This is a genomic window from Bradyrhizobium sp. B124 (genome assembly GCF_038967635.1).
Classification (GTDB): domain Bacteria; phylum Pseudomonadota; class Alphaproteobacteria; order Rhizobiales; family Xanthobacteraceae; genus Bradyrhizobium.
In genome coordinates this window covers 2,145,630-2,167,325 of record NZ_CP152413.1, presented here as the reverse complement: position 1 = coordinate 2,167,325, position 21,696 = coordinate 2,145,630, and the positions used below count along the sequence as shown (strand labels likewise).

General features: G+C 65.3%; 21 protein-coding genes and 2 tRNA genes. 19 read left to right on the top strand and 4 right to left on the bottom strand.

What is annotated here, in order from left to right; genetic code table 11:
* Nucleotides 1-4: 4 nt before the first annotated feature.
* The 6 genes from AAFG13_RS10435 to AAFG13_RS10410 all read left to right on the top strand — a co-directional run bounded on the left by AAFG13_RS10435 (nt 5) and on the right by AAFG13_RS10410 (nt 6,654).
* A complete protein-coding gene (locus tag AAFG13_RS10435) occupies nt 5-1,168 on the top strand; it encodes an ABC transporter permease (RefSeq protein WP_212309932.1) in 1,164 nt (387 codons plus the stop codon).
* Between the two features lie 117 nt (nt 1,169-1,285).
* Entirely contained in the window at nt 1,286-2,599 is a 1,314-nt protein-coding gene (locus AAFG13_RS10430) for an adenylate/guanylate cyclase domain-containing protein (RefSeq protein ID WP_212309931.1), read from the top strand.
* A gap of 71 nt (nt 2,600-2,670) precedes the next feature.
* Nucleotides 2,671-3,399: a GntR family transcriptional regulator gene (locus tag AAFG13_RS10425; protein ID WP_342711955.1), complete on the top strand. Its 729-nt coding sequence runs from the start codon at nt 2,671-2,673 to the stop codon at nt 3,397-3,399.
* Nucleotides 3,400-3,444: 45 nt separating this feature from the next.
* Complete coding sequence (locus AAFG13_RS10420) at nt 3,445-4,689, top strand: MFS transporter (RefSeq protein WP_342711954.1); 1,245 nt, start codon at nt 3,445-3,447, stop codon at nt 4,687-4,689.
* 15 nt (nt 4,690-4,704) lie between these two features.
* A complete protein-coding gene (locus AAFG13_RS10415) occupies nt 4,705-5,595 on the top strand; it encodes an amidohydrolase family protein (RefSeq protein ID WP_212309928.1) in 891 nt (296 codons plus the stop codon).
* Nucleotides 5,596-5,739: 144 nt separating this feature from the next.
* Complete coding sequence (locus AAFG13_RS10410) at nt 5,740-6,654, top strand: PhzF family phenazine biosynthesis protein (RefSeq protein WP_342711953.1); 915 nt, start codon at nt 5,740-5,742, stop codon at nt 6,652-6,654.
* Here the strand turns inward: AAFG13_RS10410 and AAFG13_RS10405 are convergent.
* Complete coding sequence (locus AAFG13_RS10405; protein ID WP_342711952.1) at nt 6,651-7,112, bottom strand: DUF488 domain-containing protein; 462 nt, start codon at nt 7,110-7,112, stop codon at nt 6,651-6,653. The two genes, AAFG13_RS10410 and AAFG13_RS10405, sit on opposite strands and share 4 nt — an antisense overlap.
* A 10-nt stretch (nt 7,113-7,122) precedes the next feature.
* Nucleotides 7,123-7,974, bottom strand: a complete 852-nt coding sequence (locus tag AAFG13_RS10400) for a DUF72 domain-containing protein (RefSeq protein WP_212309926.1) — start codon at nt 7,972-7,974, stop codon at nt 7,123-7,125.
* Nucleotides 7,975-8,102: 128 nt separating this feature from the next.
* On the opposite strand from AAFG13_RS10400, the gene AAFG13_RS10395 reads away from it, so the two are divergent.
* The 10 genes from AAFG13_RS10395 (at nt 8,103) to AAFG13_RS10350 (ending at nt 18,985) form a co-directional block, all read left to right on the top strand.
* Nucleotides 8,103-8,474 carry a hypothetical protein gene (locus AAFG13_RS10395; protein WP_212309925.1) on the top strand — a complete coding sequence of 124 codons (372 nt, stop codon included), beginning with the start codon at nt 8,103-8,105 and terminating at the stop codon, nt 8,472-8,474.
* 68 nt (nt 8,475-8,542) lie between these two features.
* Complete coding sequence (locus AAFG13_RS10390; RefSeq protein WP_212309924.1) at nt 8,543-8,752, top strand: hypothetical protein; 210 nt, start codon at nt 8,543-8,545, stop codon at nt 8,750-8,752.
* 261 nt (nt 8,753-9,013) lie between these two features.
* Nucleotides 9,014-10,147, top strand: a complete 1,134-nt coding sequence (locus AAFG13_RS10385; RefSeq protein ID WP_212309923.1) for a glycosyltransferase family 2 protein — start codon at nt 9,014-9,016, stop codon at nt 10,145-10,147.
* Between the two features lie 7 nt (nt 10,148-10,154).
* Nucleotides 10,155-11,657, top strand: a complete 1,503-nt coding sequence (locus AAFG13_RS10380) for a glycosyltransferase family 39 protein (protein WP_342711951.1) — start codon at nt 10,155-10,157, stop codon at nt 11,655-11,657.
* Between the two features lie 77 nt (nt 11,658-11,734).
* The gene (locus tag AAFG13_RS10375; RefSeq protein ID WP_342711950.1) at nt 11,735-12,430 is read left to right on the top strand and encodes a DUF899 family protein; all 696 of its coding nucleotides are present in this window, start codon (nt 11,735-11,737) and stop codon (nt 12,428-12,430) included.
* A 329-nt stretch (nt 12,431-12,759) separates the two neighbouring features.
* Entirely contained in the window at nt 12,760-13,983 is a 1,224-nt protein-coding gene (locus AAFG13_RS10370; RefSeq protein WP_249131602.1) for a tlde1 domain-containing protein, read from the top strand.
* A gap of 312 nt (nt 13,984-14,295) precedes the next feature.
* Nucleotides 14,296-15,252 carry a GAF domain-containing protein gene (locus AAFG13_RS10365; RefSeq protein ID WP_342711949.1) on the top strand — a complete coding sequence of 319 codons (957 nt, stop codon included), beginning with the start codon at nt 14,296-14,298 and terminating at the stop codon, nt 15,250-15,252.
* A gap of 187 nt (nt 15,253-15,439) precedes the next feature.
* Nucleotides 15,440-16,957 carry an aldehyde dehydrogenase gene (gene adh, locus AAFG13_RS10360; protein WP_212309919.1) on the top strand — a complete coding sequence of 506 codons (1,518 nt, stop codon included), beginning with the start codon at nt 15,440-15,442 and terminating at the stop codon, nt 16,955-16,957.
* A gap of 80 nt (nt 16,958-17,037) precedes the next feature.
* On the top strand, nt 17,038-17,388 hold the full coding sequence (locus AAFG13_RS10355; RefSeq protein WP_342711948.1) for a DUF779 domain-containing protein: 351 nt from the start codon (nt 17,038-17,040) through the stop codon (nt 17,386-17,388).
* Nucleotides 17,389-17,488: 100 nt separating this feature from the next.
* Nucleotides 17,489-18,985, top strand: a complete 1,497-nt coding sequence (locus AAFG13_RS10350) for an AMP nucleosidase (RefSeq protein ID WP_212309917.1) — start codon at nt 17,489-17,491, stop codon at nt 18,983-18,985.
* A 22-nt stretch (nt 18,986-19,007) separates the two neighbouring features.
* Here the strand turns inward: AAFG13_RS10350 and AAFG13_RS10345 are convergent, their stop codons facing one another.
* Together AAFG13_RS10345 and AAFG13_RS10340 are read right to left on the bottom strand one after the other, a co-directional pair.
* Nucleotides 19,008-19,637, bottom strand: a complete 630-nt coding sequence (locus tag AAFG13_RS10345; protein WP_342711947.1) for a glutathione binding-like protein — start codon at nt 19,635-19,637, stop codon at nt 19,008-19,010.
* A 10-nt stretch (nt 19,638-19,647) separates the two neighbouring features.
* Entirely contained in the window at nt 19,648-20,241 is a 594-nt protein-coding gene (locus tag AAFG13_RS10340; RefSeq protein ID WP_342711946.1) for a cysteine hydrolase family protein, read from the bottom strand.
* A 128-nt stretch (nt 20,242-20,369) separates the two neighbouring features.
* Between AAFG13_RS10340 and AAFG13_RS10335 the strand changes: the two genes are divergently transcribed.
* The 3 genes from AAFG13_RS10335 to AAFG13_RS10325 all read left to right on the top strand — a co-directional run bounded on the left by AAFG13_RS10335 (nt 20,370) and on the right by AAFG13_RS10325 (nt 21,669).
* The gene (locus tag AAFG13_RS10335) at nt 20,370-21,209 is read left to right on the top strand and encodes a LysR family transcriptional regulator (RefSeq protein WP_342711945.1); all 840 of its coding nucleotides are present in this window, start codon (nt 20,370-20,372) and stop codon (nt 21,207-21,209) included.
* Between the two features lie 320 nt (nt 21,210-21,529).
* Nucleotides 21,530-21,599, top strand: a tRNA-Phe gene (locus tag AAFG13_RS10330).
* 3 nt (nt 21,600-21,602) lie between these two features.
* Nucleotides 21,603-21,669, top strand: a tRNA-Ile gene (locus AAFG13_RS10325).
* The last annotated feature ends 27 nt before the right edge of the window (nt 21,670-21,696 follow it).

Genomic DNA, 21,696 nt, shown 5'->3' with positions numbered 1-21,696 from the left:
TCCGATGAGCGCGACGGATACGATCCGGAATGGTGAAGAGAGGGAGCCGGTATTCGGCTTCTGGCGGCGCAGTTACGCGATGCTGGTCAAGGAATTCATCCAGCTTCGCCGCGACCGCGTATCGTTCGCCATGATTATCATCATCCCGGTGATGCAGCTGCTGTTGTTCGGTTTCGCGATCAACACCACGCCGCGTCATCTGCCGACCGCGGTGCTGTTGCAGGAGGATTCCGATCTCGGACGCTCGATCCTGAAGGCGATGGAGAATACCGCCTATTTCCGCTTCACGCGCGAGGTGCACACCGTCGAGCAGTTCGATGAGCTGCTGCAATCCGGCAAGGTGCTGTTCGGCGTCGAGATCCCGCGCGGCTTCGAGCGCGCGGTGCGACGCGGCGACAAGCCGGCGCTGCTGGTCGCGGCCGACGCCACCGACCCGGTCGCGGCGGGCTCGGCGCTCGGCGCGCTCGGGCCGCTGGTGCAGTCGGCGCTGGCGCACGACCTGCATATCGGCGATCCGCCCGAAATGCCGTTCGAGATCCGCGCCCATGCCCGCTACAACCCGGCGGCTGAATCCCGCCTGAACATCGTGCCCGGCCTGGTCGGGACCATTCTCACCATGACCATGCTGATCTTCACCGCGCTGTCGGTGACGCGCGAGATCGAGCGCGGCACGATGGAAAGCCTGCTGTCGATGCCGATCAAGCCGGTCGAGGTGATGTTCGGCAAGATCATTCCGTATGTGATGGTGGGTTTCATCCAGGCCGGGCTGATCATCGGCATCGGCGTGTTGCTGTTCGGCGTACCGGTGCTCGGCAGCCTTACATTGCTGGGGCTGCTGACCACGCTGTTCATCACCACCAATCTGTCGATCGGCTATACCTTCTCGACCATCGTGCAGAACCAGCTGCAGGCCATGCAGCTCTCGATGATGTTCTTCCTGCCGAGCATCCTGCTGTCCGGCTTCATGTTTCCGTTCGCGGGCATGCCGGTCTGGGCGCAATATATCGGCGAGGTCCTGCCGCTGACCCATTTTATCCGCATCGTCCGTGCCATCATGCTGAAGGGCGCGGCGATGCCGAACCTGCGATATGACACGATTGCGCTCGCCGCCCTGATGCTGTTCGCCATGACAGTCGCCGTGACGCGCTTCCGCCGTACGCTCGATTGAGGCAGAATGGGAGTGATTGTTCATTGTCATTCCGGGGCGGTGCGAAGCACCGAACCCGGAATCTCGAGATTCCGGGTCTGGTCCTTCGGACCATCCCGGAATGACCGGGTGAGAGGCATGGCCGGGTTCTGGGTTAAAGACAAAGCGGTGCAGGACACGACCGTATCCGCCGATTTCCAACACGCTTTGATGCGCGAGGTGATGACCACCGAGCTGCTGCGCATCAAGGTGCTGATTGGCACGACCATCGTGCTGGGGGCGATCAGCCTGCTGGTGTATGTGTTCGCGCCCGAGGCGGTCAGCCGGGTCTGGCACGGCAATCTCAGCCCCGACTACATTTTCTATGTCACCGTTCCGCTGATCCTGTTCGAAATCTGGGTGCATGGTGCGATCAGCTGGTACAGGCGCAAGGGCCGCGACCTGCCGGTGATCCGGCGCTACATCGGCGCGCTGGTCGAGACCTCATTGCCGACCGTCGTGCTGGCGCTGCATATCGACAGCATGGGCCGCCAGGAGGCGCTCGGCTTCGTCGCCCCTCTGGTCTATTTCGTCTTCATCATTCTCTCGACGCTACGGCTCGATTTCTGGCTCTCGACCTTCACCGGATTCGTCGCGGCGACCGAGCTGTTCTACATGGCGGTGTTCTTCCATGCGGCTGACGGCGTCGCGGCCGATCAAGGCATTTATTATCACGCCGCGCGCAGCACGATCATCCTGATCTGCGGCGTGCTGGCCGGTGGGGTGGGCTTGCAGCTGCGGCGCCAATTCGCGGCCAGCATTGCGGCTGCCACCGCACGCGACCGCATCACCAATCTGTTCGGCCAGCACGTCTCGCCGCAGGTGGTCGAACGCCTGATGGCGGAGGGCGCCACGACCGCGAGCGACATCCGCCGCGTCGCCGTGATGTTCGTCGATTTCCGCAGCTTCACCGCAGGCGCGCGCTCACGCTCGCCGCAGGAGGTGGTGGATCGGCTCGACGGCGCCTTTGCCGTGCTGGTTGATATCCTCGATCGCCATGGCGGCATCGTGAACAAGTTTCTCGGCGACGGCTTTCTCGCGCTGTTCGGCGCGCCGTTCGAGGCCGGCGACGCCGCGCATCAGGCGGTCGCCGCCGCGCGCGAGATGCTGGCCGCCAACGAGCGCACCAATGCGTCGTCGAGCTGGCCGCTGCGCATCGGGATCGGCATCCATATCGGCGAGGTCGTGGCCGGCAGTATCGGCTCGCCGCGGCGCAAGGAATACACCGTGATCGGCGACACCGTGAATTTCGCTGCGCGGCTCGAGGCGCTCAACAAGGATCTCGGCTCGCAATTCCTGATCTCGTCTGCCGTGCGCGAGGCGCTCGGCGACGAATGCAAGGACGCCGTCTCGCGCGGCGAGATTCCGGTGCGGGGTTACGAGCACCCGGTGCCGGTCTGGCAGTTGGGGTAGGGCGCAGCATTCAGGCTTGAGGTATCAGGGTAGCGATTGACGTCGCATCCCATACTCATATAGATGACTATATGAGTTCAGCCCTCGACGATCGCCTGCCGCGCTACCAGCGTCTCCGCGACGACCTCGCGGCGCGCATCAATCGCAACGAATGGCGTCCCGGGGACCTGATCCCCTCCGAGGCCGAGCTCGGCGCGCATTACGGCGTCGCGATCGGCACCGTGCGCAAGGCGATCGATCAGCTCGTCAGCGACGGCGTGCTGGAGCGCCAGCAGGGCCGCGGCACCTTCGTGCGCCGCGCGCGGTTCAATTCCTCGTTGTTCCGCTTCTTCCGCTTCCAGTCCGAGTGCGGCGAGCGCCGCGTGCCGCAAAGCCGCATCCTGCGGCGCAAGGCGATGCCGGCGACATCGGCTGTGGCGTCGGCGCTGCGCATCGGCGTCGGCGAGCCGGTCATCAGCCTGTCGCGCCTGCGGCTGATCGACGACGTGCCGCTATTGGCCGAGGAGATCTGGCTCGAGAGGTCGCGCTTCGAGGCGCTGCTCGCGCTGGCGACCACCGAGTTCGGCGACCTGCTGTATCCGCTCTACGAGGATCGCTGCGGCCAGGTCGTGGTCTCCGCCGATGAAATCCTCACCGTCGAGATCGCGACCGAGATGCAATCGCGTCTGCTGCGATTGGAGGCCAACGCGCCGCTGATCGTGATCGAGCGTCTGGCCTTCGATCTGGAGCGGCGGCCGATCGAATGGCGCCGCTCGCGCGGGCCGGCGGATCGCTTCCGCTACCACGCCGAGATCAGGTAGCGCGGCAACCAAACATAACAACATAAGAATTCACAGGGAGAAGAAATGGCAAACTGGTACAGCGAATGCTCGCCGCTCGAGCGGCGCACCTTCTGGGCAAGCTTCGGCGGCTGGGGGCTCGATGCGCTCGACGTCCAGATGTTCAGCCTCGCCATTCCGGCGCTGATCACTGCATTCGGGATCAGCAAGGCCGATGCCGGGCTGCTCGGCTCGGTCACGCTGTTCTTTGGCGCGTTCGGCGGCTGGCTCGGCGGCGCGCTCGGCGATCGTTTCGGCCGGGTGCAGGCGTTGCAGATCACGGTCGCGACCTTTGCGCTCGCGACCTTCGCCTCGGCCTTCGCGATGAACTACACCCAGCTCGTGATCCTGAAGGCGATCCAGGGTATCGGCTTCGGCGCCGAATGGGCCTGCGGTGCGGTGCTGATGGCCGAGATCATTCGCGCCGAGCATCGCGGCAAGGCGCTCGGCGCCGTGCAGAGCGCCTGGGCGGTCGGCTGGGGTGCGGCGGTGCTGCTGTCGGCCCTGGTCTTCACCTATGCGCCCGCCGATATCGCCTGGCGCATCCTGTTCGCGGTCGGTCTGATCCCGGCGCTGCTGATCCTGTATATCCGCCGCGGGCTGAAGGAGCCGCCGCGCGCCGCAACGCGCGAGGCCGAGCCGCCGTTCTTTGCGACGCTTGCCGGAATCTTTCACCGCGACGTGCTGCGCTCGACCTTGATCGGCGGCCTGTTCGGCATCGGCGCCCATGGCGGCTATGCGGCGCTGACGACATTCCTGCCGACCTTCCTGCGCGAGGTGCGGCATCTCTCGGTGCTCGGCTCCAGCGCCTATCTCGCCGTGATCATCGTCGCCTTCTTCTGCGGCTGCGTGATCTCGGGGATCATCAGCGACCGGATCGGGCGGCGCGCCAACGTGACGCTGTTCGCCGCCGCCTGCGTCGTGACGGTGCTGGTCTACATCTTCGCGCCGCTCTCGAATTCGCAGATGCTGGTACTCGGATTCCCGCTGGGCTTCTTCTCGGCGGGCATTCCCGCCAGCATGGCGGCGCTGTTCAGCGAACTCTATCCGGCAGGCGTGCGCGGGACCGGCGTCGGGTTTTGCTACAATTTCGGCCGCATCGTCTCCGCGGCGTTTCCCTTCCTGGTCGGCTATCTCAGCGATCACCTCGGCCTCGGTGCGGCGATCGGGATCGACGCGGCGTTCGCCTATTCGCTGGTGCTGGTCGCGGTGCTGATGCTGCCGGAGACCCGCGGCAAGGTTTTCGAGCAGGCGGTCGCCACGCGCGCGTGATGATGAGGAATGATCATGACATCGTACGAACATGGGTTGACGCGGCGCCGGTTTGCCGCGGGAGTGGTTGCCGCACTGTCGGCAGGCGGATTGAGGGCTGAGGTGCCGAAACAACTCGCGATCGATACCCACGCCCACGTCTTCCATCGCGGACTGAAGCTCGCGCCCGGCCGGCGCTATGCGCCTGACTACGACGCGCCGCTCGCGCTCTATCTGCAGCAGCTCGACCAGAACGGCATCACCAACGGCGTGTTGGTGCAGCCGAGCTTTCTCGGCACCGACAATTCTTATCTCGCCGAATGCCTGAAGGCGACCAACGGCCGCCTGCGCGGCATCGCCGTCGTCGACGTTGCCGTTGCCGCCGACGAGCTACGCGCGCTCGATCGCGCCGGCGTCGCCGGCATCCGTCTCAATCTGGTCGGCCAGAAGCTGCCTGATCTTTCGTCGCCGGAGTGGACGGCAATGCTGGCACAGATCAGGACATTCGACTGGCAGGTCGAGATCCAGCGCAGCGCCGCCGATCTCGCGACGCTCGCGCCAAACCTGCTCGACCAGGGCGTGAAAGTCGTGCTCGATCACTTCGCCTTGCCCGATCCAAAACTCGGCATCGACGATCCCGGATTCCAGTCGGTGCTCGAGCTTGGCGCGACGCGAAACGTCTGGGTGAAGATTTCGGCGCCCTATCGTAACGGCGCGGCCGGTGAGGCGTTCGCCAAGCAGGCCTATCCGCTGCTGCGTCAGGCTTTCGGCGTCGACCGGCTGCTGTGGGGCAGCGACTGGCCGCACACCCAATTCGAGGCGACGCAGAGCTACGCGACGAACCGCAAATTCCTCGATGAGCTCGTCACCGACGCCGACGAGCGCGCGCGTGTGCTCGCGTCACCGCGCGAGTTGTTTCGCTTCTAAAGCATGATCCGGAAAAGTGTGAAGCGGTTTTCCGAGAAGATCATGCTCAAACAAGGAGCGCGATTGTACCGAGTGCTCTGAAGGGCGTCGTTGCTGCTGTGCTACGATGGCGCCATCGGAATGACCGGCACAAGGACACGCAAGATGCAGCGCCGCTATATCACCGTCGACGTTTTCACCGATCGCGCCTTCGGCGGCAACCCGCTCGCCGTGGTGCTCGACGCCGAAGGGCTGTCGAGCGAAGAGATGCAGGCGATCGCGACCGAGTTCAACTATTCCGAGACGACCTTCGTGCTGCCGCCGCAGGACAAGGCCAACGACGCCCAGGTTCGCATCTTCACGCCGGTCAGAGAACTGCCGTTTGCCGGGCATCCCAATGTCGGCACCGCCTTCGTGCTGGCACAGCTTGCGAAGGAGCCGAAGCCGCGTCTGATCTTCGAGGAGAAAGCGGGGTTGGTCCCGGTCGATATCGCGCGCGAGGGCGGCAGGGTCGTCGCCGCTGAGCTGACCGCGCCACAGCCGCTGTCGCGCCTGGCGCAGTTCTCTTCCGGCGAGGTCGCGAGCCTGATCTCGCTCACGGCAGACGACGTCAGGACGGATCGCCAGGCACCGCAGGTGGTCGGCGTCGGAACGCCGTTCCTGGTCTTTGAGGTCGCATCGCGCGATGCGGTGCGGCGGGCAAAACCGGATGCGGCGGCGTTCGCCCGTTTCTTCCCCCGTGACGGAGCATTCTCCGCGTACTTCTACACCCGCGACGTCCCCGTCGCGGAGGCGCCGTGCGATCTGCAGGCACGGATGTTCTTTCCGGGATCGAGCGGCCTGATCGAGGATCCGGCGACCGGCAGCGCCACGGTCGCCGCGGCCGCGCTGCTTGCCACGCTCGATCCGTTGCGCGACGCCGACCTGAAGCTGACGGTCGGCCAGGGTTTTGACATGGGCCGGCCGAGCCTGCTGCTGACCCGCGTGCGCAAGCAGAATGGCGCAGTCCTATCCGCGCATGTCGGCGGGGCCTGTGTGCAGATGATGCAGGGGACGTTGCGCCTGGAGGGAAAAGGCTAGACCTGCGGCGCCACGAGATTGTCGATCTTGACGCCGTCGCGCTCCTCGATGATCTCGGCGATCCAGCGGCGGTGACAATGTTCGTGGTCGCGCTCGTAGCAGAGGATGCAGACCGGACCGGATTTCTTCACCAGCGCCGACAGCTCGTCGAGCTCTTCCTTGGCCTGCACCGTCTTCAGGTGCGCCGAATAGATCTTGTGCAGCAGGCCATATTGCCCGCTGCGCGCCGCCTCCCGGCCGCTCTTCGGCGTGCTGAGGCCGCGGAGATGGACGTAGCCGATGCCGCGCTCGTCGAGGCCTGCGGCGAGCTGGCTCTTGGAGAAGCCGGGGCGGCGCGAGGAGGCCACCGCGCGGACGTCGACCAGCAGCTTGACGCCGGCGTGCTGGAGCTCGTCGAGCACGGCCTTGGACGGCGTCTGCTCGTAGCCGATGGTGAACAGCTTTTTCGCCTTCGCCATCAGCTATCCCTCACTTCACCCGTTCGATCAATTCCATCGCGCCCGCGGGCGCGCGGATCTTGCCCTCGTGGATCACATAGGCGAACACGTCGCGCGGCGTCTTCTTCGGCGCTGATTTGTCGACCCGCGGCAGATCGTCCGGCTCGCTGCCGCCGGCCCAGTCCTGAAACCGCCTGGCCCAGGCGTCGAGCTGCTTCGGCGGATAGCAGGTCTTCAGTTCGTCATTGCCCTTCTGCAACCGGGCATAGACGAAGTCGCTCGCGACGTCGGCAATCGCCGGATACTTGCCGTGCTCGGCGAACACCACCGGCACCTGGTGCTCGCGAATGAGGGCGATGAATTCGGGTACGCAAAAGCTGTCGTGACGCACCTCGACGACGTGGCGCAGCGCGCGCCCGTCGAGCTTGCGCGGCAACAGCTCGAGGAATTTTCCGAAATCAGCGCCGTCGAACTTCTTGGTCGGCGCAAACTGCCAGAGCACCGGCCCGAGCCGGTCCTTCAGCTCCAGCACGCCCGAATCATAGAACCGCTTCACCGAATCGCCGGCTTCGGCGAGCACGCGGCGGTTGGTGGCAAAGCGCGGCCCTTTCAGCGAGAAGATGAATCCATCAGGGACTTCGCTGGCCCATTTGCGAAAGCTCTCCGGCTTCTGCGATCCGTAATAGGTGCCGTTGATCTCGATCGAGGTCAGCTTCGAGGCGGCGTAGGACAGCTCCTTCGCCTGCGTCAGCTTCTCGGGATAGAACACCCCGCGCCACGGCTCGAAAGTCCAGCCGCCGATGCCGATATAGATGTTGCCTGCGTCTGTCTTGGTCTCTGTCTTGGTCGCCTTGGTGGGAGCTTTGGCCACGACTGCACTCATCGCGAGGAGGGGAACAGGGATCGAGAGTAGTCAAAATAATCGTGATTGGCCAGTTTGCCAGATTGCCGCGCGGGTGCTTATCGTCGCTGTCGCTCTTCGCTACGATGCGCCAAAATGGAGAACAACACATGCGCATGCTGGTTGCGGCCGCCCTCCTGATCACGTCCTCCGCTGCCGTATCGTCCGCTGCAATGGCCGACGAGGTCGACGATGCGCACAAGCTCGCGATCACCGGTCGCGACGCCTACTGGAATTGTCTCGCCCGCGAATATCCCCGCGACAGCAACAAGGCGATGTCGGACCAGGAGTTCAGCTCGCTGATCGCCAATGTCTGTCCCTCGGAGCGGCAGAATTTTCGGGTGTCGCTGATCGACTTCCTGTCGCTGCAGTTTCCCAAGCAGGATGCCGACGCCAACCTGACGACGGCCAACCGCGCGATCGAGCTGGCGCAGAAGGACATCGTGACCGCCTTTACCCGCCGCAGGGCCGCGGCGAAATAGGTTCCCGAATCCTGTTGCGGCCGGCCGATTTTTGATATCAATCCGCGGAGGCGAGGGGATTGATCGGCATGAGGTCACAATCGACGGCAGGCTTCCTGGGCGCAGTGGTCGCGGCCGTGGCGCTCGCGGCGGCGTTCATCTATGGGCCGTCGCCAAGCCAGCTCCGTAACCCGACCAAGCCCGCAGCCGTGCAGCCGCAGGCGGCGCCCGCCGCCGAGGCCGCACCGGCGGCCCCGGTGCCACGCGGCCCGGTGATCCGGGAAGTCCCCAACAACTAGCGCCAAGACCCATTTGCAGACCGCCCCTTGCGGATCGCATGGGGGTTACTTATCTAGCTCATAACGGCGACGTTGCAGCTTAAGGGCTCCGGCGCCGGGACGACCACGACATTGTTTGGCTGCGCCGGATGTACGCGCGCCCCTTGTTCGTGGTCGTTGGCATTTTTAGGGCTATTTTGCCCCGTTTTCCCGCTTCCCGAGACCGCGTTTGGGCCGGCCCGCCTTGGCAGCGGGGGAGGCTGCGGCTATACGCTGGCGCTCATGAATGACGCCATCAAGCTAGCCCCCGAAACCGCCTCGCAAGCAGCAAGTTTGCCGCAGCTTTCGGTGGTCGTCCCGACCTTCAACGAACGCGACAATGTCACGGTGCTGTACCGCCGGCTCGACGCGACCCTGAAGGACGTCTCCTGGGAGGTCATCTTCGTCGATGACAATTCGCCCGACGGGACCTGGGACGTGGTGCGCGCGCTGGCGCGGAAGGATTCCCGGGTGCGCTGTATCCGCCGGATCGGCCGGCGCGGCCTGTCCGGCGCCTGCATCGAGGGCATCCTGGCGTCGAGCGCGCCCTATGCCGCGGTCATGGACGCCGATCTCCAGCATGACGAAACCCAGCTCCCGAAGATGGTCGCACTGCTGCAGAGCGGCGAGGCCGAACTCGTGGTCGGCAGCCGCTATATCGAGGGCTACAAGACCGAAGGCTTCAACAAGCAGCGCGCCGGCGCCAGCGCCTTTGCCACCGAGATCGCGCGGCGCTCGTTGAAGGTCGAGATCGCCGATCCCATGAGCGGCTTCTTCATGATCCGCCGCGACCGTTTCGAGCAGCTCGCGCCGCAGCTGTCGACCCAGGGCTTCAAGATCCTGCTCGATGTCGTGGCGACGGCGGAGGGCAAGCTGCGCGCGGTCGAGATTCCCTACACATTCGGTGCCCGCCAGCATGGCGAGAGCAAGCTTGACTCGATGGTCGCGCTCGACTTCCTTGGCCTGGTGCTGGCGAAGCTGACCAACGACGTGATCTCGCTGCGCTTCATTTTGTTCGCAGCGGTCGGCGGGCTCGGCCTGCTGGTGCATCTCAGCGTGTTGTTCATCGCGCTGGAACTGTTCAAGGCGCCGTTCCCGGAGGCGCAGGCCGCCGGCGCGATCGTCGCCATGACCAGCAACTTCATCCTCAACAATTTCCTGACCTATCGCGACCAGCGGCTGAAGGGCTTCGGCATCCTGCGCGGCCTGCTGCTGTTCTATCTGGTCTGCAGCGTCGGTCTGCTTGCCAATGTCGGCGTCGCGTTCTCGGTCTACGACCAGGAGCCGATCTGGTGGCTTGCGGGCGCGGCCGGCGCGCTGATGGGCGTGGTGTGGAACTACGCGATGTCCGGGCTGTTCGTCTGGCGCAAGCGATGACGGTGGCATGAACGCGAACGAGGCGCGGCTGGCCCGGAACACCGCTCTTGCGGTGTGCGCGCTGGTCGTGTTGCGGCTGGCCGCCGCCGCATGGACGCCGCTGACCTTCGACGAAGCCTATTACTGGATGTGGTCGAAGGCGCTCGCCGGCGGCTATTACGACCATCCGCCGATGGTCGCGATCGTGATCCGGCTCGGCACCATGATCGCGGGCGATACGCCGTTCGGCGTGCGGCTGGTGTCGATCCTGCTCGCCTTGCCGATGAGCTGGGCGATCTATCGGGCGGCCGAGATCCTGTTCGGCGGCCAGCGCATCGCCGCCAGCGCAACGATCCTGCTCAATGTCACGCTGATGGCCGCCGTCGGTACGCTGATCGTGACGCCGGATGCGCCGCTGCTGGTTGCGGCGAGCTTCCTGCTGTATTCGCTCGCAAAGGTGCTGGAGAGCGGCCGCGGCGCCTGGTGGCTCGCGGTCGGCGTCAGCGCAGGCCTGGCGCTGCTGTCGAAATACACGGCGCTGTTCTTCGGACCCGCGATCCTGATCTGGCTTGCTGTCGTGCCGAAGCTGCGGCGCTGGTATCTCTCGCCTTGGCTCTATCTCGGCGGCCTGGTTGCGGCCGGACTGTTTGCGCCGGTCGTGCTCTGGAATGCCGATCACCACTGGGTGTCGTTCATCAAGCAGATGGGCCGCGCCCGGATCGAGGACTTCCGGCCGAACTACATTGCCGAGCTGATCCCGACGCAGTTTGCGTTCGCGACGCCATTGGTCTTCATCCTCGGTGTGATGGGCCTTTACGCGCTCTACCGGCGCCGCGCCGGCGCGATGCCCGCGCGCGTGCTGGTCAACACGATGTTCTGGACCATCGTGGTCTACTTCACCTGGCACGCGCTGCATGCGCGGGTCGAGGCCAACTGGTTCGCGCCGGTCTATCCGGCCTTTGCGGTGGCGGCCGCGGTCGCGGCGATCCAGGTGCAGTGGGCGCCGCGCGAGCAGCGCACGATCGATTTCTGCCGCCGCTGGGCTGCGCCGACAGGCGTCGTGTTGTTCGCGCTGCTGATCGTGCAGGCCAACACCGGTTGGCTCTCGGGTTACCGCCGCGACGCCACCGTGCGTAGCGTCGGTGTCGGCTGGCAGGAGCTCGCGGGCGAGATCGAGGCGGTGCGCGCGCGCTCCGGCGCGAGCTGTGTGCTGTCGCCGGACTACGGCACCACCGGCTGGCTTGCCTTCTATCTCCCCAAGGGCACCTGCGTCGCACAACAAGGCCAGCGCATTCGCTGGGTCAACATGCCCGAGCCGAGCCCGGCGCAGCTGTCCGGCAAGCTGCTGTATGTGCATGAGGTCGAGCAGGCGATGCCGGCCTCGGTGCGCGACAATTTCGCCCATGTCGAAACCGTCGCCGAGGCCAAGCGCATGCGCGGGCCGCTGGTGATCGAGACTTACGCGCTCGATCTGCTGGACGGCGCAAAGGGCGAGGTCTTCGACCGTTCGCCGCCGCCGGAACTGCAGTAAATCGTCGTCGTTGATGTCGGATCGACCGGTTCCGGTTCGTCTTCCAGGGAGCCCGTCAACCACGCGAGGTTCCAACCATGATCAGTTCCGTCCTCAAGCCCGCCGGCGAACTCGCCAACACCAACGCCAGGCGCTTTCCCAATGAGAGCGCCGAATATCGTCGGGCGCGCCAGGCACTGCTCGTCGAGGAGATCGAGCTGCGCCGGTACATCGCGCGCGTCGCCGAGCTGCGCCGCGCCTTGCCGCCGGGCGGCGAGGTGACCAGGGCGTATGAGTTCACGGGTGAGTCCGGCGCGGCCTCGCTCGCCGATCTGTTCGGCAACAAGCAGACGCTCATCATCTACAGCTACATGTTCGGTCCGCAGCGCGAGAAGCCGTGTCCGATGTGCACATCGTTCATGGGCACGTGGGAGGAGAAGCTGCCTGACATCGAGCAGCGCGTGTCGTTCGTGTTCGTGGCACGCTCGCCGATCGCGCGGCTGATCGAGGCGAAGAAGGCGCGCGGCTGGACGCGTCACAAGGTCTATTCGGATGCGTCGGGCGATTACACGCGTGACTATGTCAGCAAGGATGACAGCGACGTGCCGGGCTACAATGTCTTCACCCGCCAGAGCGGCGTGATCCGGCATTTCTGGGCCGGCGAAATGGGAGCCGGCACGGTCGACCCCGGCCAGGACCCGCGCGGCGCGCCGGACATGGATCCGCTCTGGACCGTGCTCGACACCACGCGCGAGGGGCGCGGCGCAGACTGGTATCCGAAGCTCAGCTATTGAGAGATGGTTTTTGCTCGATCCCCGCTCGATTACGGGGCCGTCGGCAAGGAAATTCTCCCTAGGATTTATCTCGGCATGCGGTAGCGGAACCGCGTGCCGGAATGTCCCATCATGGGACAAAAAAGCCGTTTTGGCGGTCCAATGCCATCTTAAAAAAGCCCTACGCCACAGGCACTTCCCGCGCTGCAGGGGATCGCATCCGGTTAAGTCGCATTTAACTAAAAGTCGCCTTAATGGCCGTCTGTGCCCCCGCGCGACGTTGAGCCGAACACCGTTCGACGATGCGTCGAGTGAGGGACAAAGGTGGACCTGTTTTGAGCGCCGGGCGTATGGGTACGAGTGCGAGTGCGTATGTTCTTGGGGCGCCAAGCCGCAAGAAATCCTCCCGAAAAATCCTCCCACAGCATTTCCTCGGCAGCGCCGCGGTGGCGGGGCTGGTGCTTGGCTGCGCCTGGACCGTCTATGCCAACATCTTTGCGGCGAGCGTCTATCCGTCGGTCGGCAATGCGTCGTTTGACGCGCCGGTGGTGAAGCGGCCCGTCGCGGTCGCCGCGCGGCCCGCACCCGCGTTCAACGAGGTGTTCGCGTCCCTGACGCCCGCGCCGGCGGCGCCCGCCAAGACCGAGGTCGCGAAGTCGGAAGCCCCGACACCGTCACTTATGTTTAACGATCGGTTTGCGGCCGCCGCGCCCGAGGGCGTCGCGTCCAGCGTCGTGGCCGACGCCGCACCGCAGATCGACCCGATCAAGCAGGCCGCTGAACCCAAGGTCGCCGTCGCGGCGAGGGCGGTGGCGACGGCAGAGCTCGCCGAGACATCGAAGCCGTTGCCGGCGCCGAAATCGGTCGAGACCGCCAAGAAGCAAGCCGCCGCCAATCTGAAGGTGGCGCTCAACGATCCCTCCGCGACGGTTGAGTCGAAGGCGGCCGAGAAGGCGCCCGAGGCCAAGCAGGCGACGAAATCCGGTGGCGTCCGTGACATGGCCGCGCGCGCCAAGGCCGCGGTGCTGTCGATCGCATCGAGCGAGCGGCAGACCATGGTCGAGAAGCTGTGGGGCAAGCGCGAGTCGAGCGGCGGGCTGCTCTCCTTCGCCTCCGCCGACGCCAATGTCACCGGCAGCATTCCCTCGACGCTGGACCAGAACCCGATGCTCGGCGGCTCGCCGCCCTATGACCGCCAGACCGCGGTCTACGACATCTCGGCCAAGACCGTGTATTTGCCCGACGGCACGCGGCTCGAGGCGCATTCCGGCCTCGGCTCCCGGCTCGACGATCCCAGGTCCTCGCATATGAAGATGGTCGGCGTGACGCCGCCGCACATCTACGAGCTCAAGCCGCGCGAGGCGCTGTTCCACGGCGTGCCGGCGCTGCGGCTCAATCCGATCGGCGGCGAAGGCAAGATCTTCAACCGCGACGGCCTGCTCGCGCACACCTTCATGCTCGGCCCGAACGGCGACTCCAACGGTTGCGTCTCGTTCAAGGACTATTACGCGTTCCTCGACGCCTACCGCAACAAGGGCATCCGCCGCCTCGCGGTGCTCGCGCGGATCCAGTAGCGCGGTCCTTCCGGACCACGGCTTTTTCGACAACACGAACGTCTTCATGTGCCGGCCGCGATCGCCCAATGGGAGGGGCGCGGATCGAGAGAACGGGGACGGCGGTCGATTGATGCCGCGGCGACTGACACCCGTGCGCGGCTTGCCTCAGGGCAGGTGGCTTGGGAGGATACACCGGTTCCGGAAGCGCCGCAATGAGGCCTTCCCTTGAAAGCCCTCGGGGCACGCTATATTCTGCAAAATATAGGGGTGCCAGGGCCAACAACGCCGCGCTCCCGAGGGTCACAGAGCCCGCGGAGCAGGGAGGGAAGCATGAGCCGGTCGCCAGGTGTCATGCATACGGACAAGGTTCTCGACGTGCTGGCCGGAGGCGGAGCGCCCTCCGACCTGTCGGCGTCGTGGCGTCGTTCCGGTCATCTGCACGCGCTCGATCCGGCGAGCCGCCTGCCTTCGTATCGTCTCCAGCAGGCTGACGTCGCCGCCGCGCAGCAGCGTCTCGGCGAATTCCTGGCGGTCGCCCAGCGCACGCTCGACCGGCTGTTCCTTGCCGTGGGCGGGGTCGGTTGTTCGGTGCTGCTCGCCGACCGCGACGGCGTTGTCGTCGACCGGCGCGGCGCAAACGCGGATGACGCGACGTTCGACGCATGGGGGCTCTGGACCGGTGCGGTCTGGAGCGAGAAGCATGAGGGGACCAACGGCATCGGCACCTGCATCGTCGAGAAGCGGCCGCTGTCGATCGATCGCGAGCAGCATTTCTTCACGCGCAATTCCGCCCTGTTCTGCACCACTGCGCCGGTCTTCGACGAGCACGGTGAACTGGCCGCCGCGCTCGACGTCTCCTCCTGTCGGGCCGACCTGACAGGCGGATTCTCCCGTCTGATCGCGACCACGGTCACCGATGCCGCGCGCGCGATCGAAGCCGAGAACTTCCGCCGGGCGTTTCCCGACGCACGAATTCTCCTGACACCGAGAAGCGAGCGCGCCGTGAATTCGCTGCTAGCGGTCGATCGCGACGACCTCGTGGTCGGTGCGACGCGTGCCGCGCGCCGTGCGCTCGGCCTCACGGCGGCGTCGCTGGCGCGGCCGCTGCCGGCCGCCGATCTGATCGGCGAGACCCGCGATGATGGCGGCCTCGTTGCCGCGGAACGCGCGGTGCTGCAGCGCGCGCTGGCGCGGGCCGGCGGCAACGCGTCCAGGGCTGCCAAGGACCTCGACATGTCCCGCGCGACACTGCACCGCAAGCTGAAGCTGCTTGGCTTGCATCGTTAGGGCGTTTCCGCCGGGAGCCGGGTCCAGCCCCCAGGCGATGTCGCGCCGCCGCCGATTGGCGGCGCACTCTGTCTCAGATTTGCGACAGTTCCCGTCGGCGCCTGACGCGGGTCCCTGTTCTGCGCGCATGATTTGACCGACCGTTGGAGCCAACGCTGTGTGCATCGGCGTGCCAACGGAGGAACACATGAACAAGGTGGACATGCAGTCCGTGCTCAAGGCGCCGTTCGCCAAGCGCTACGGCAATTTCATTGGGGGCGAATGGCGCGAACCTCGCTCCGGAAAATATTTCGACAACATCTCGCCGGTCACCGGGTTGCCGATCTGCGAAATCCCGCGCTCGGACGCTGCGGATATCGAGGCGGCGCTCGATGCCGCGCACGCGGCCAAGGACGCCTGGGGCAAGACCAGCGCGGCCGAGCGCGCGCTCATCCTCAACAGGATCGCCGACCGGATGGAGGCCAATCTCGACAAGCTCGCCACCGCCGAGACGTGGGACAACGGCAAGCCGATCCGCGAAACGACGGCCGCCGACATTCCGCTGGCGATCGATCACTTCCGCTACTTTGCCGGCGTGGTTCGTGGCCAGGAGGGTTCGATCTCAGAAATCGACCATGACACGGTGGCCTATCACTTCCACGAGCCGCTCGGAGTGGTCGGCCAGATCATTCCCTGGAATTTCCCGATCCTGATGGCGACCTGGAAGCTGGCGCCCGCGCTTGCCGCCGGCAATTGCGTCGTGCTCAAGCCCGCCGAGCAGACGCCGGCCTCGATCCTGGTGTGGCTCGAACTGGTCGGCGACCTCCTGCCGAAGGGCGTGCTGAACGTCGTCAACGGCTTCGGCCTCGAGGCCGGTAAGCCGCTGGCGTCGTCAAACCGGATCGCCAAGATCGCCTTCACCGGCGAGACCACGACGGGCCGGCTGATCATGCAATATGCATCGCAGAACCTGATCCCGGTGACGCTCGAACTCGGCGGCAAGTCGCCCAACATCTTCTTCAGCGATGTTTGCGCCGAGGACGATGATTTCTTCGACAAGGCGGTCGAAGGCTTCGTGATGTTCGCGCTCAATCAGGGCGAGGTCTGCACCTGCCCGAGCCGCGCGCTGATCCAGGAGTCGATCTACGATCGCTTCATGGAACGCGCGCTGAAGCGCGTCGAGGCGATCACGCAAGGCAGCCCGCTCGATCCGACCACGATGATCGGCGCGCAGGCATCTTCCGAGCAACTGGAGAAGATTCTCTCCTACATCGACATCGGCAAGAAGGAGGGCGCGCAGGTCCTGATCGGCGGCGAGCGCAACAATCTCGGCGGCGGGCTGTCGGGCGGCTATTACGTCAAGCCGACCGTCTTCAAGGGCCACAACAAGATGCGCATCTTCCAGGAGGAGATCTTTGGACCGGTCGTGTCCGTGACCACCTTCAAGACCGACGACGAAGCGCTCTCGATCGCCAACGACACCCTCTACGGTCTCGGTGCCGGCATCTGGAGCCGCGATGCCAATCGCTGCTACCGGTTCGGCCGCGCCATCCAGGCCGGCCGGGTGTGGACCAATTGCTATCACGCCTATCCGGCGCACGCGGCGTTCGGCGGCTACAAGCAATCGGGCATCGGCCGTGAGACGCACAAGATGATGCTCGACCACTACCAGCAGACCAAGAACATCCTGGTCAGCTACAGCCCCAAGAAGCTCGGCTTCTTCTGAGGTCTCAGGCCGCGCGCTGCGGACGAACGCGACAGGCTTCGGCGGGGTGTCCCGCCGGAGCCTCCATCACGGAGGCCGAGATGGCTGACAAGGTGACCGCGACGCCGGCTGCGCTGGAACTGATTGCCGAGATCGTCGCCGATCATGGGCCAGTGCTGTTTCACCAGTCGGGCGGCTGCTGCGACGGTTCGTCGCCGATGTGCTATCCGCAAGGTGACTTCCTGATCGGCGATCATGACGTCAAGCTCGGCGAGATCGGCGGGGCGCCGTTCTATATCAGCGGTTCGCAATATGACGTCTGGAAGCACACCGATCTGATCATCGACGTCGTTCCCGGCCGCGGCGGCATGTTCTCGCTCGACAACGGGCGCGAGCGCCGGTTCCTGACCCGGTCCGAGATCTGCGCGCTGCCGCCGCGCGAGCCGGAATAGCGCAGTCCGGGGTCGATCTGGAACTGGAGGCCATTGTCGCTATACTGCGCTGATCCAGGGCGAGTCCCAACTCGGCAACGGATCCGGTGCAAAGCGAACAATGTCTCCGACACCCCCCATCGAAACCCCGCCGCCGATCACGACCGAAGCGTTCGTCGATGCTGCGGCCGCCGTTGCCCGTCTCGAGGAGATCTACGAGCGCAACACGGGATTCCTGCGCAGTCGCTTCGAAGCCTATGTCAACGGGGTGCCGTGCACGACGCGGGTGCGGGCGCATTACCCGTTCGTCCGCATCACGACCTCGTCGCACGCCCGGCTCGATTCCCGTCTCGCCTACGGTTTTGTCGCGGGACCCGGCGTCCACGAGACCAGCATCACTCGGCCGGACATTTTCCGGACCTACCTCACCGAGCAGATCGGGCTCCTGATCAAGAACCATGGCGTGGCGGTCGAGATCGGCGAGTCCAACGAGCCGATTCCGATCCATTTCGCCTACCGGCGCGACATCAATATCGAGGCGGCGCTGACCATCGCCGACAGTTCGGCCTTCACAAGGTCGCTGCGCGACGTGTTCGATACGCCCGACCTTGCCGCGATGGACGATGCGATCGCGGACGGCACGTTTGAACTGACGCCGGGCACGCCCGAGCCGCTGGCCCTGTTCCGTGCCGCGCGCGTCGATTACTCGCTGCGCCGGCTCTATCACTACACCGGCACCGATCCCGAGCACTTCCAGAATTTCGTGATCTTCACCAACTACCAGTTCTATGTCGACGCTTTCGCGCAATCGAGCCTGCAGCGTCTCGCATCGGGTGAGGAAGGCCTCGAGGCGTTCGTCGCGCCCGGCAATGTGATCACGCGCAACGCGCTGGCAGGCGGCGGCGTGAGCGGAACGGCTTCGGATCGCGTCCCGCAGATGCCGGCGTTTCATCGCGTCGAACCCGGTTATCGCGGCATCACCCTGATCAATATCGGGATCGGTCCATCGAACGCGCGCAACATCACCGATCACGTCGCGGTGCTGCGGCCGCATGCCTGGCTGATGATCGGGCATTGCGCTGGCTTACGCAACACGCAGCGGCTCGGCGACTATGTGCTGGCCCATGGCTATGTCCGTGAGGATCATGTGCTCGATCACGAGCTGCCGCTCTGGGTGCCGATCCCCGCGCTTGCCGAGATGCAGGTCGCGCTTGAGGAGGCGGTCGGCGAGGTGACCGGGCTCACCGGATTCGAGCTCAAGCGGTTGATGCGCACCGGCACGGTCGCGAGCGTCGACAATCGCAATTGGGAAATCAGCGGGCCGCAGGTGATCCGGCGGATGTCGCAATCGCGCTCCATCGCGCTCGACATGGAATCGGCGACGATCGCCGCCAACGGCTATCGCTTCCGCGTGCCCTATGGCACGCTGCTGTGCGTCTCCGACAAGCCGCTGCATGGCGAGATCAAGCTGGCGGGCATGGCGAGCGAATTCTATCGCCAGCGCGTCGGCCAGCACCTTCAGATCGGGCTGAAGGCGCTGGAGCGGCTCAAGCAGCAGGAATCCGAGCGGCTGCATTCGCGCAAGCTGCGCAGCTTCGCCGAGGTCGCGTTTCAGTAACGTGGCGCCGGGCGCGCGGCGATCACGCCGCGACGCTCTTCCACAATTGCATCTCGATGCCGATGGCGGCTTTGACCTGTGGCCGCGCCTGGATGCGTCCGAGATAGGCGGCCAGCGGCGGCCATTGCGCCACATCGACGCCGGCGGTGCGAAGCAACAGCAGAGCCCAGGCGAGATGCGTGTCCGCTACCGTGAAGCGGTTACCGACCAGAAATTCGCGGTCGGTAAGATGCGCTGATGGCACCGACAAGGTCTGTCCGATCCTGGCACGCGGTTTGGCGAGCGATGCATCGTCCTTGTACCAGAAGGTCGGGAACAGGAATCCCTTGTGGATCTCGGTGCCGATGAAGCTCAGCCATTCCTGCAAGCGGTAGCGGTCCGGATGGCCAGGTGCCGGCGCGAGGCCGAGTTCGGGCTTGAGGTCCGCGATGTATTGCAGCACCGCAGCGCTCTCCGTCAGCCGCTCGCCATTCTCGAGCACCAGCACCGGCACCGCGCCCTTCGGCGCGACGGCGCGGAAGTCGCCGTCGTCCTCCAGCACCTTCTTGGTCCAGAGATGCACCATGTGATAGCGCGCGTCGATGCCGGCCTCCATGAGAGCGATCCGGCTGGCGAGCGAGCAGGCCATCGGCCAGAAATACAGCTCGAGCATGATGGTGATCTCAGGCGAGGGCGTTGCCGCGGGCGATGATCGCGAAGCGGTCGGACAGTTCGGCGAGGGCGACGTCGTGAATGAGCTTCGCGGCAATCGTGCCGCCAGTGCCGTCGGGCAGGTCGCGGGTGGCGCAGCTGTCGGCATCGATCGTGGTGCGGAAGCCGAGATCGAGCGCGGCGCGGGCGGTCGAGCTCACGCACATATGCGTCATGAAGCCGGCGAGCACGAGCTCCTTGCGGCCGGTCGCGGCAAGCTGAGCGTCGAGGTCTGTGCCGGCGAATGCGTTCGGCAACTGCTTCTCGATCACGATCTCACCGGGCCGCGGCGCCAGCGGCGCGACGATCGCGCCACGCTCCGCAGTGCGATCGAACAGGCTTCCCGGCGCTCCCTTGTGCGCAATGTGGATGATAACAGCGCCGCTTTCTCGCGCGCGGGCGAGCAATGCGGTGGCGCGCGCGATCGCGGGTTTGGCGTCGGGCAAGGCGAGGGGACCGGCGAGATATTCGTTCTGGATATCGATCAGCACGAGGCAGCTGTCGCCGAGGCGGGGCGGGGTGAGGTCGATACCGGCAAGCTGCATCAGCGTTTTGGCTGCGGTCATGGTCCTGAGAACTCCAGAGGATGCGTCTGGCGAAAATATAGCCGCGGATGGGCCTGCTGTTATGCAGGGATATCGCAGCCGGTGGCTGCGTTATTGCAGGCAGGCCGGAGGCGATGTAGCCTGACGCCATGAACTGGGACGATCTTCGCATCATCGCGGCCGTCAGGGACGAGGGCACCTATGCCGGCGCCAGCGCGCGGCTGCGGATCGACGAGACCACGGTCGGCCGCAGGCTGGCGCGGATCGAGCGTGCGCTCGGGCTGCGCTTGTTCGAGGCTGCCGACGGCGTCCGCAAGCCGACCCGGCAGTGCGACGTGGTGCTCGCGCACATCCAGGCGATGGCCGCGCATGCCGAGGAGATCGGCCGGATCGGCGAGAGCCTGCCCGGCCCGGTCGGCCGGCTGCGCATCGCCTCCACCAATGCGATCGCGGAAGAGGTGCTGGCGCCGCGCACCGGCGAATTGCTGCGCGCTCATCCGGGCTTGACGTTGCAGTTTTTGACGTCGAGCGAGAACGTCAAGTTCTCGCGCTGGGAGGCCGATCTCGCGATCCGCCTGCGCAAGCCTGACAAGGGCGATTTTGCGATCTCGAAGCTTGCCGAAGTCAGGCTGTATTTCTTCGAGCCGGTCGCGATGACGGCGGGCGAAGCAGTGACGTGCGTCTATCCCGACGAGCTCGGAGCGATTCCGGAAATGCAGTTCCTGCGCGCGAAGCGACTTCGCGCGCGCTGCGTGACCGACAATGTCCGGATCATCCATAAATTGATCCAGTCGCATCAGGCGGTCGGCGTATTGCCGGAGCACAGTTGCGTGGACCTGCTGACCGATCGCCGTCTGCGCGCCACGCTGCTGCCGAAGCGGCGCGACGTCTGGCTTCTGGTGCAAAGCCATCTCAAGCGCGATGCGGCAACGCGCGTCACCATCGACTGGCTGCGCGCCTGCTTCCAGGATGCAGCGCGCACCGGATGAGGGGGAGACGGGAAGACGGACTTATCCTCCGTCATTCCGGGGCGGCGCGCAGCGCCGAGCCCGGAATCCATTTTTCAGCAACGCTTGCGGCTCGATGGATTCTGGGCTCTCGCTTCGCGAGCCCCGGAATGACGAGGTGAACGTGGTCAACTGGGCCACAACGCCGCCCCGTCATGAAAAAATCACACGCCGCCTCTTGCAACCTGGGCGCGCTTCGTTTATTAGCCCGCTCCTTCGCTTCGGCCATGGGTTCGGGCTCGTTGAGATCCCGACTGGCGCGAGCCGCTTTGCGGTGTCGTGTTCCGCCGAAATGAAGATCGCGAGATGTAGCTCATGGAGAGCATCGGGGATGAAACCCCGAAGGCACCGGTTCGATTCCGGACGTCTCACAAAGGATAGCTCAGTTGGTTAGAGCAGGTGAATGATACTCATCGGGTCACGGGTTCGATTCCCGTTCCAAGCGCTCCGTTCGGCCTGAAAAGCTGAT

Bases quoted from the DNA above. Each gene is read 5' to 3' on its own strand.
- AAFG13_RS10435 (WP_212309932.1), top strand. From the start codon at position 5: ATGAGCGCGACGGATACGATCCGGAATGGTGAAGAGAGGGAGCCGGTA.
- AAFG13_RS10430 (WP_212309931.1), top strand. From the start codon at position 1,286: ATGGCCGGGTTCTGGGTTAAAGACAAAGCGGTGCAGGACACGACCGTA.
- AAFG13_RS10425 (WP_342711955.1), top strand. From the start codon at position 2,671: ATGAGTTCAGCCCTCGACGATCGCCTGCCGCGCTACCAGCGTCTCCGC.
- AAFG13_RS10420 (WP_342711954.1), top strand. From the start codon at position 3,445: ATGGCAAACTGGTACAGCGAATGCTCGCCGCTCGAGCGGCGCACCTTC.
- AAFG13_RS10415 (WP_212309928.1), top strand. From the start codon at position 4,705: ATGACATCGTACGAACATGGGTTGACGCGGCGCCGGTTTGCCGCGGGA.
- AAFG13_RS10410 (WP_342711953.1), top strand. From the start codon at position 5,740: ATGCAGCGCCGCTATATCACCGTCGACGTTTTCACCGATCGCGCCTTC.
- AAFG13_RS10405 (WP_342711952.1), bottom strand. From the start codon at position 7,112: ATGGCGAAGGCGAAAAAGCTGTTCACCATCGGCTACGAGCAGACGCCG.
- AAFG13_RS10400 (WP_212309926.1), bottom strand. From the start codon at position 7,974: ATGAGTGCAGTCGTGGCCAAAGCTCCCACCAAGGCGACCAAGACAGAG.
- AAFG13_RS10395 (WP_212309925.1), top strand. From the start codon at position 8,103: ATGCGCATGCTGGTTGCGGCCGCCCTCCTGATCACGTCCTCCGCTGCC.
- AAFG13_RS10390 (WP_212309924.1), top strand. From the start codon at position 8,543: ATGAGGTCACAATCGACGGCAGGCTTCCTGGGCGCAGTGGTCGCGGCC.
- AAFG13_RS10385 (WP_212309923.1), top strand. From the start codon at position 9,014: ATGAATGACGCCATCAAGCTAGCCCCCGAAACCGCCTCGCAAGCAGCA.
- AAFG13_RS10380 (WP_342711951.1), top strand. From the start codon at position 10,155: ATGAACGCGAACGAGGCGCGGCTGGCCCGGAACACCGCTCTTGCGGTG.
- AAFG13_RS10375 (WP_342711950.1), top strand. From the start codon at position 11,735: ATGATCAGTTCCGTCCTCAAGCCCGCCGGCGAACTCGCCAACACCAAC.
- AAFG13_RS10370 (WP_249131602.1), top strand. From the start codon at position 12,760: ATGGGTACGAGTGCGAGTGCGTATGTTCTTGGGGCGCCAAGCCGCAAG.
- AAFG13_RS10365 (WP_342711949.1), top strand. From the start codon at position 14,296: ATGAGCCGGTCGCCAGGTGTCATGCATACGGACAAGGTTCTCGACGTG.
- adh (WP_212309919.1), top strand. From the start codon at position 15,440: ATGAACAAGGTGGACATGCAGTCCGTGCTCAAGGCGCCGTTCGCCAAG.
- AAFG13_RS10355 (WP_342711948.1), top strand. From the start codon at position 17,038: ATGGCTGACAAGGTGACCGCGACGCCGGCTGCGCTGGAACTGATTGCC.
- AAFG13_RS10350 (WP_212309917.1), top strand. From the start codon at position 17,489: ATGTCTCCGACACCCCCCATCGAAACCCCGCCGCCGATCACGACCGAA.
- AAFG13_RS10345 (WP_342711947.1), bottom strand. From the start codon at position 19,637: ATGCTCGAGCTGTATTTCTGGCCGATGGCCTGCTCGCTCGCCAGCCGG.
- AAFG13_RS10340 (WP_342711946.1), bottom strand. From the start codon at position 20,241: ATGACCGCAGCCAAAACGCTGATGCAGCTTGCCGGTATCGACCTCACC.
- AAFG13_RS10335 (WP_342711945.1), top strand. From the start codon at position 20,370: ATGAACTGGGACGATCTTCGCATCATCGCGGCCGTCAGGGACGAGGGC.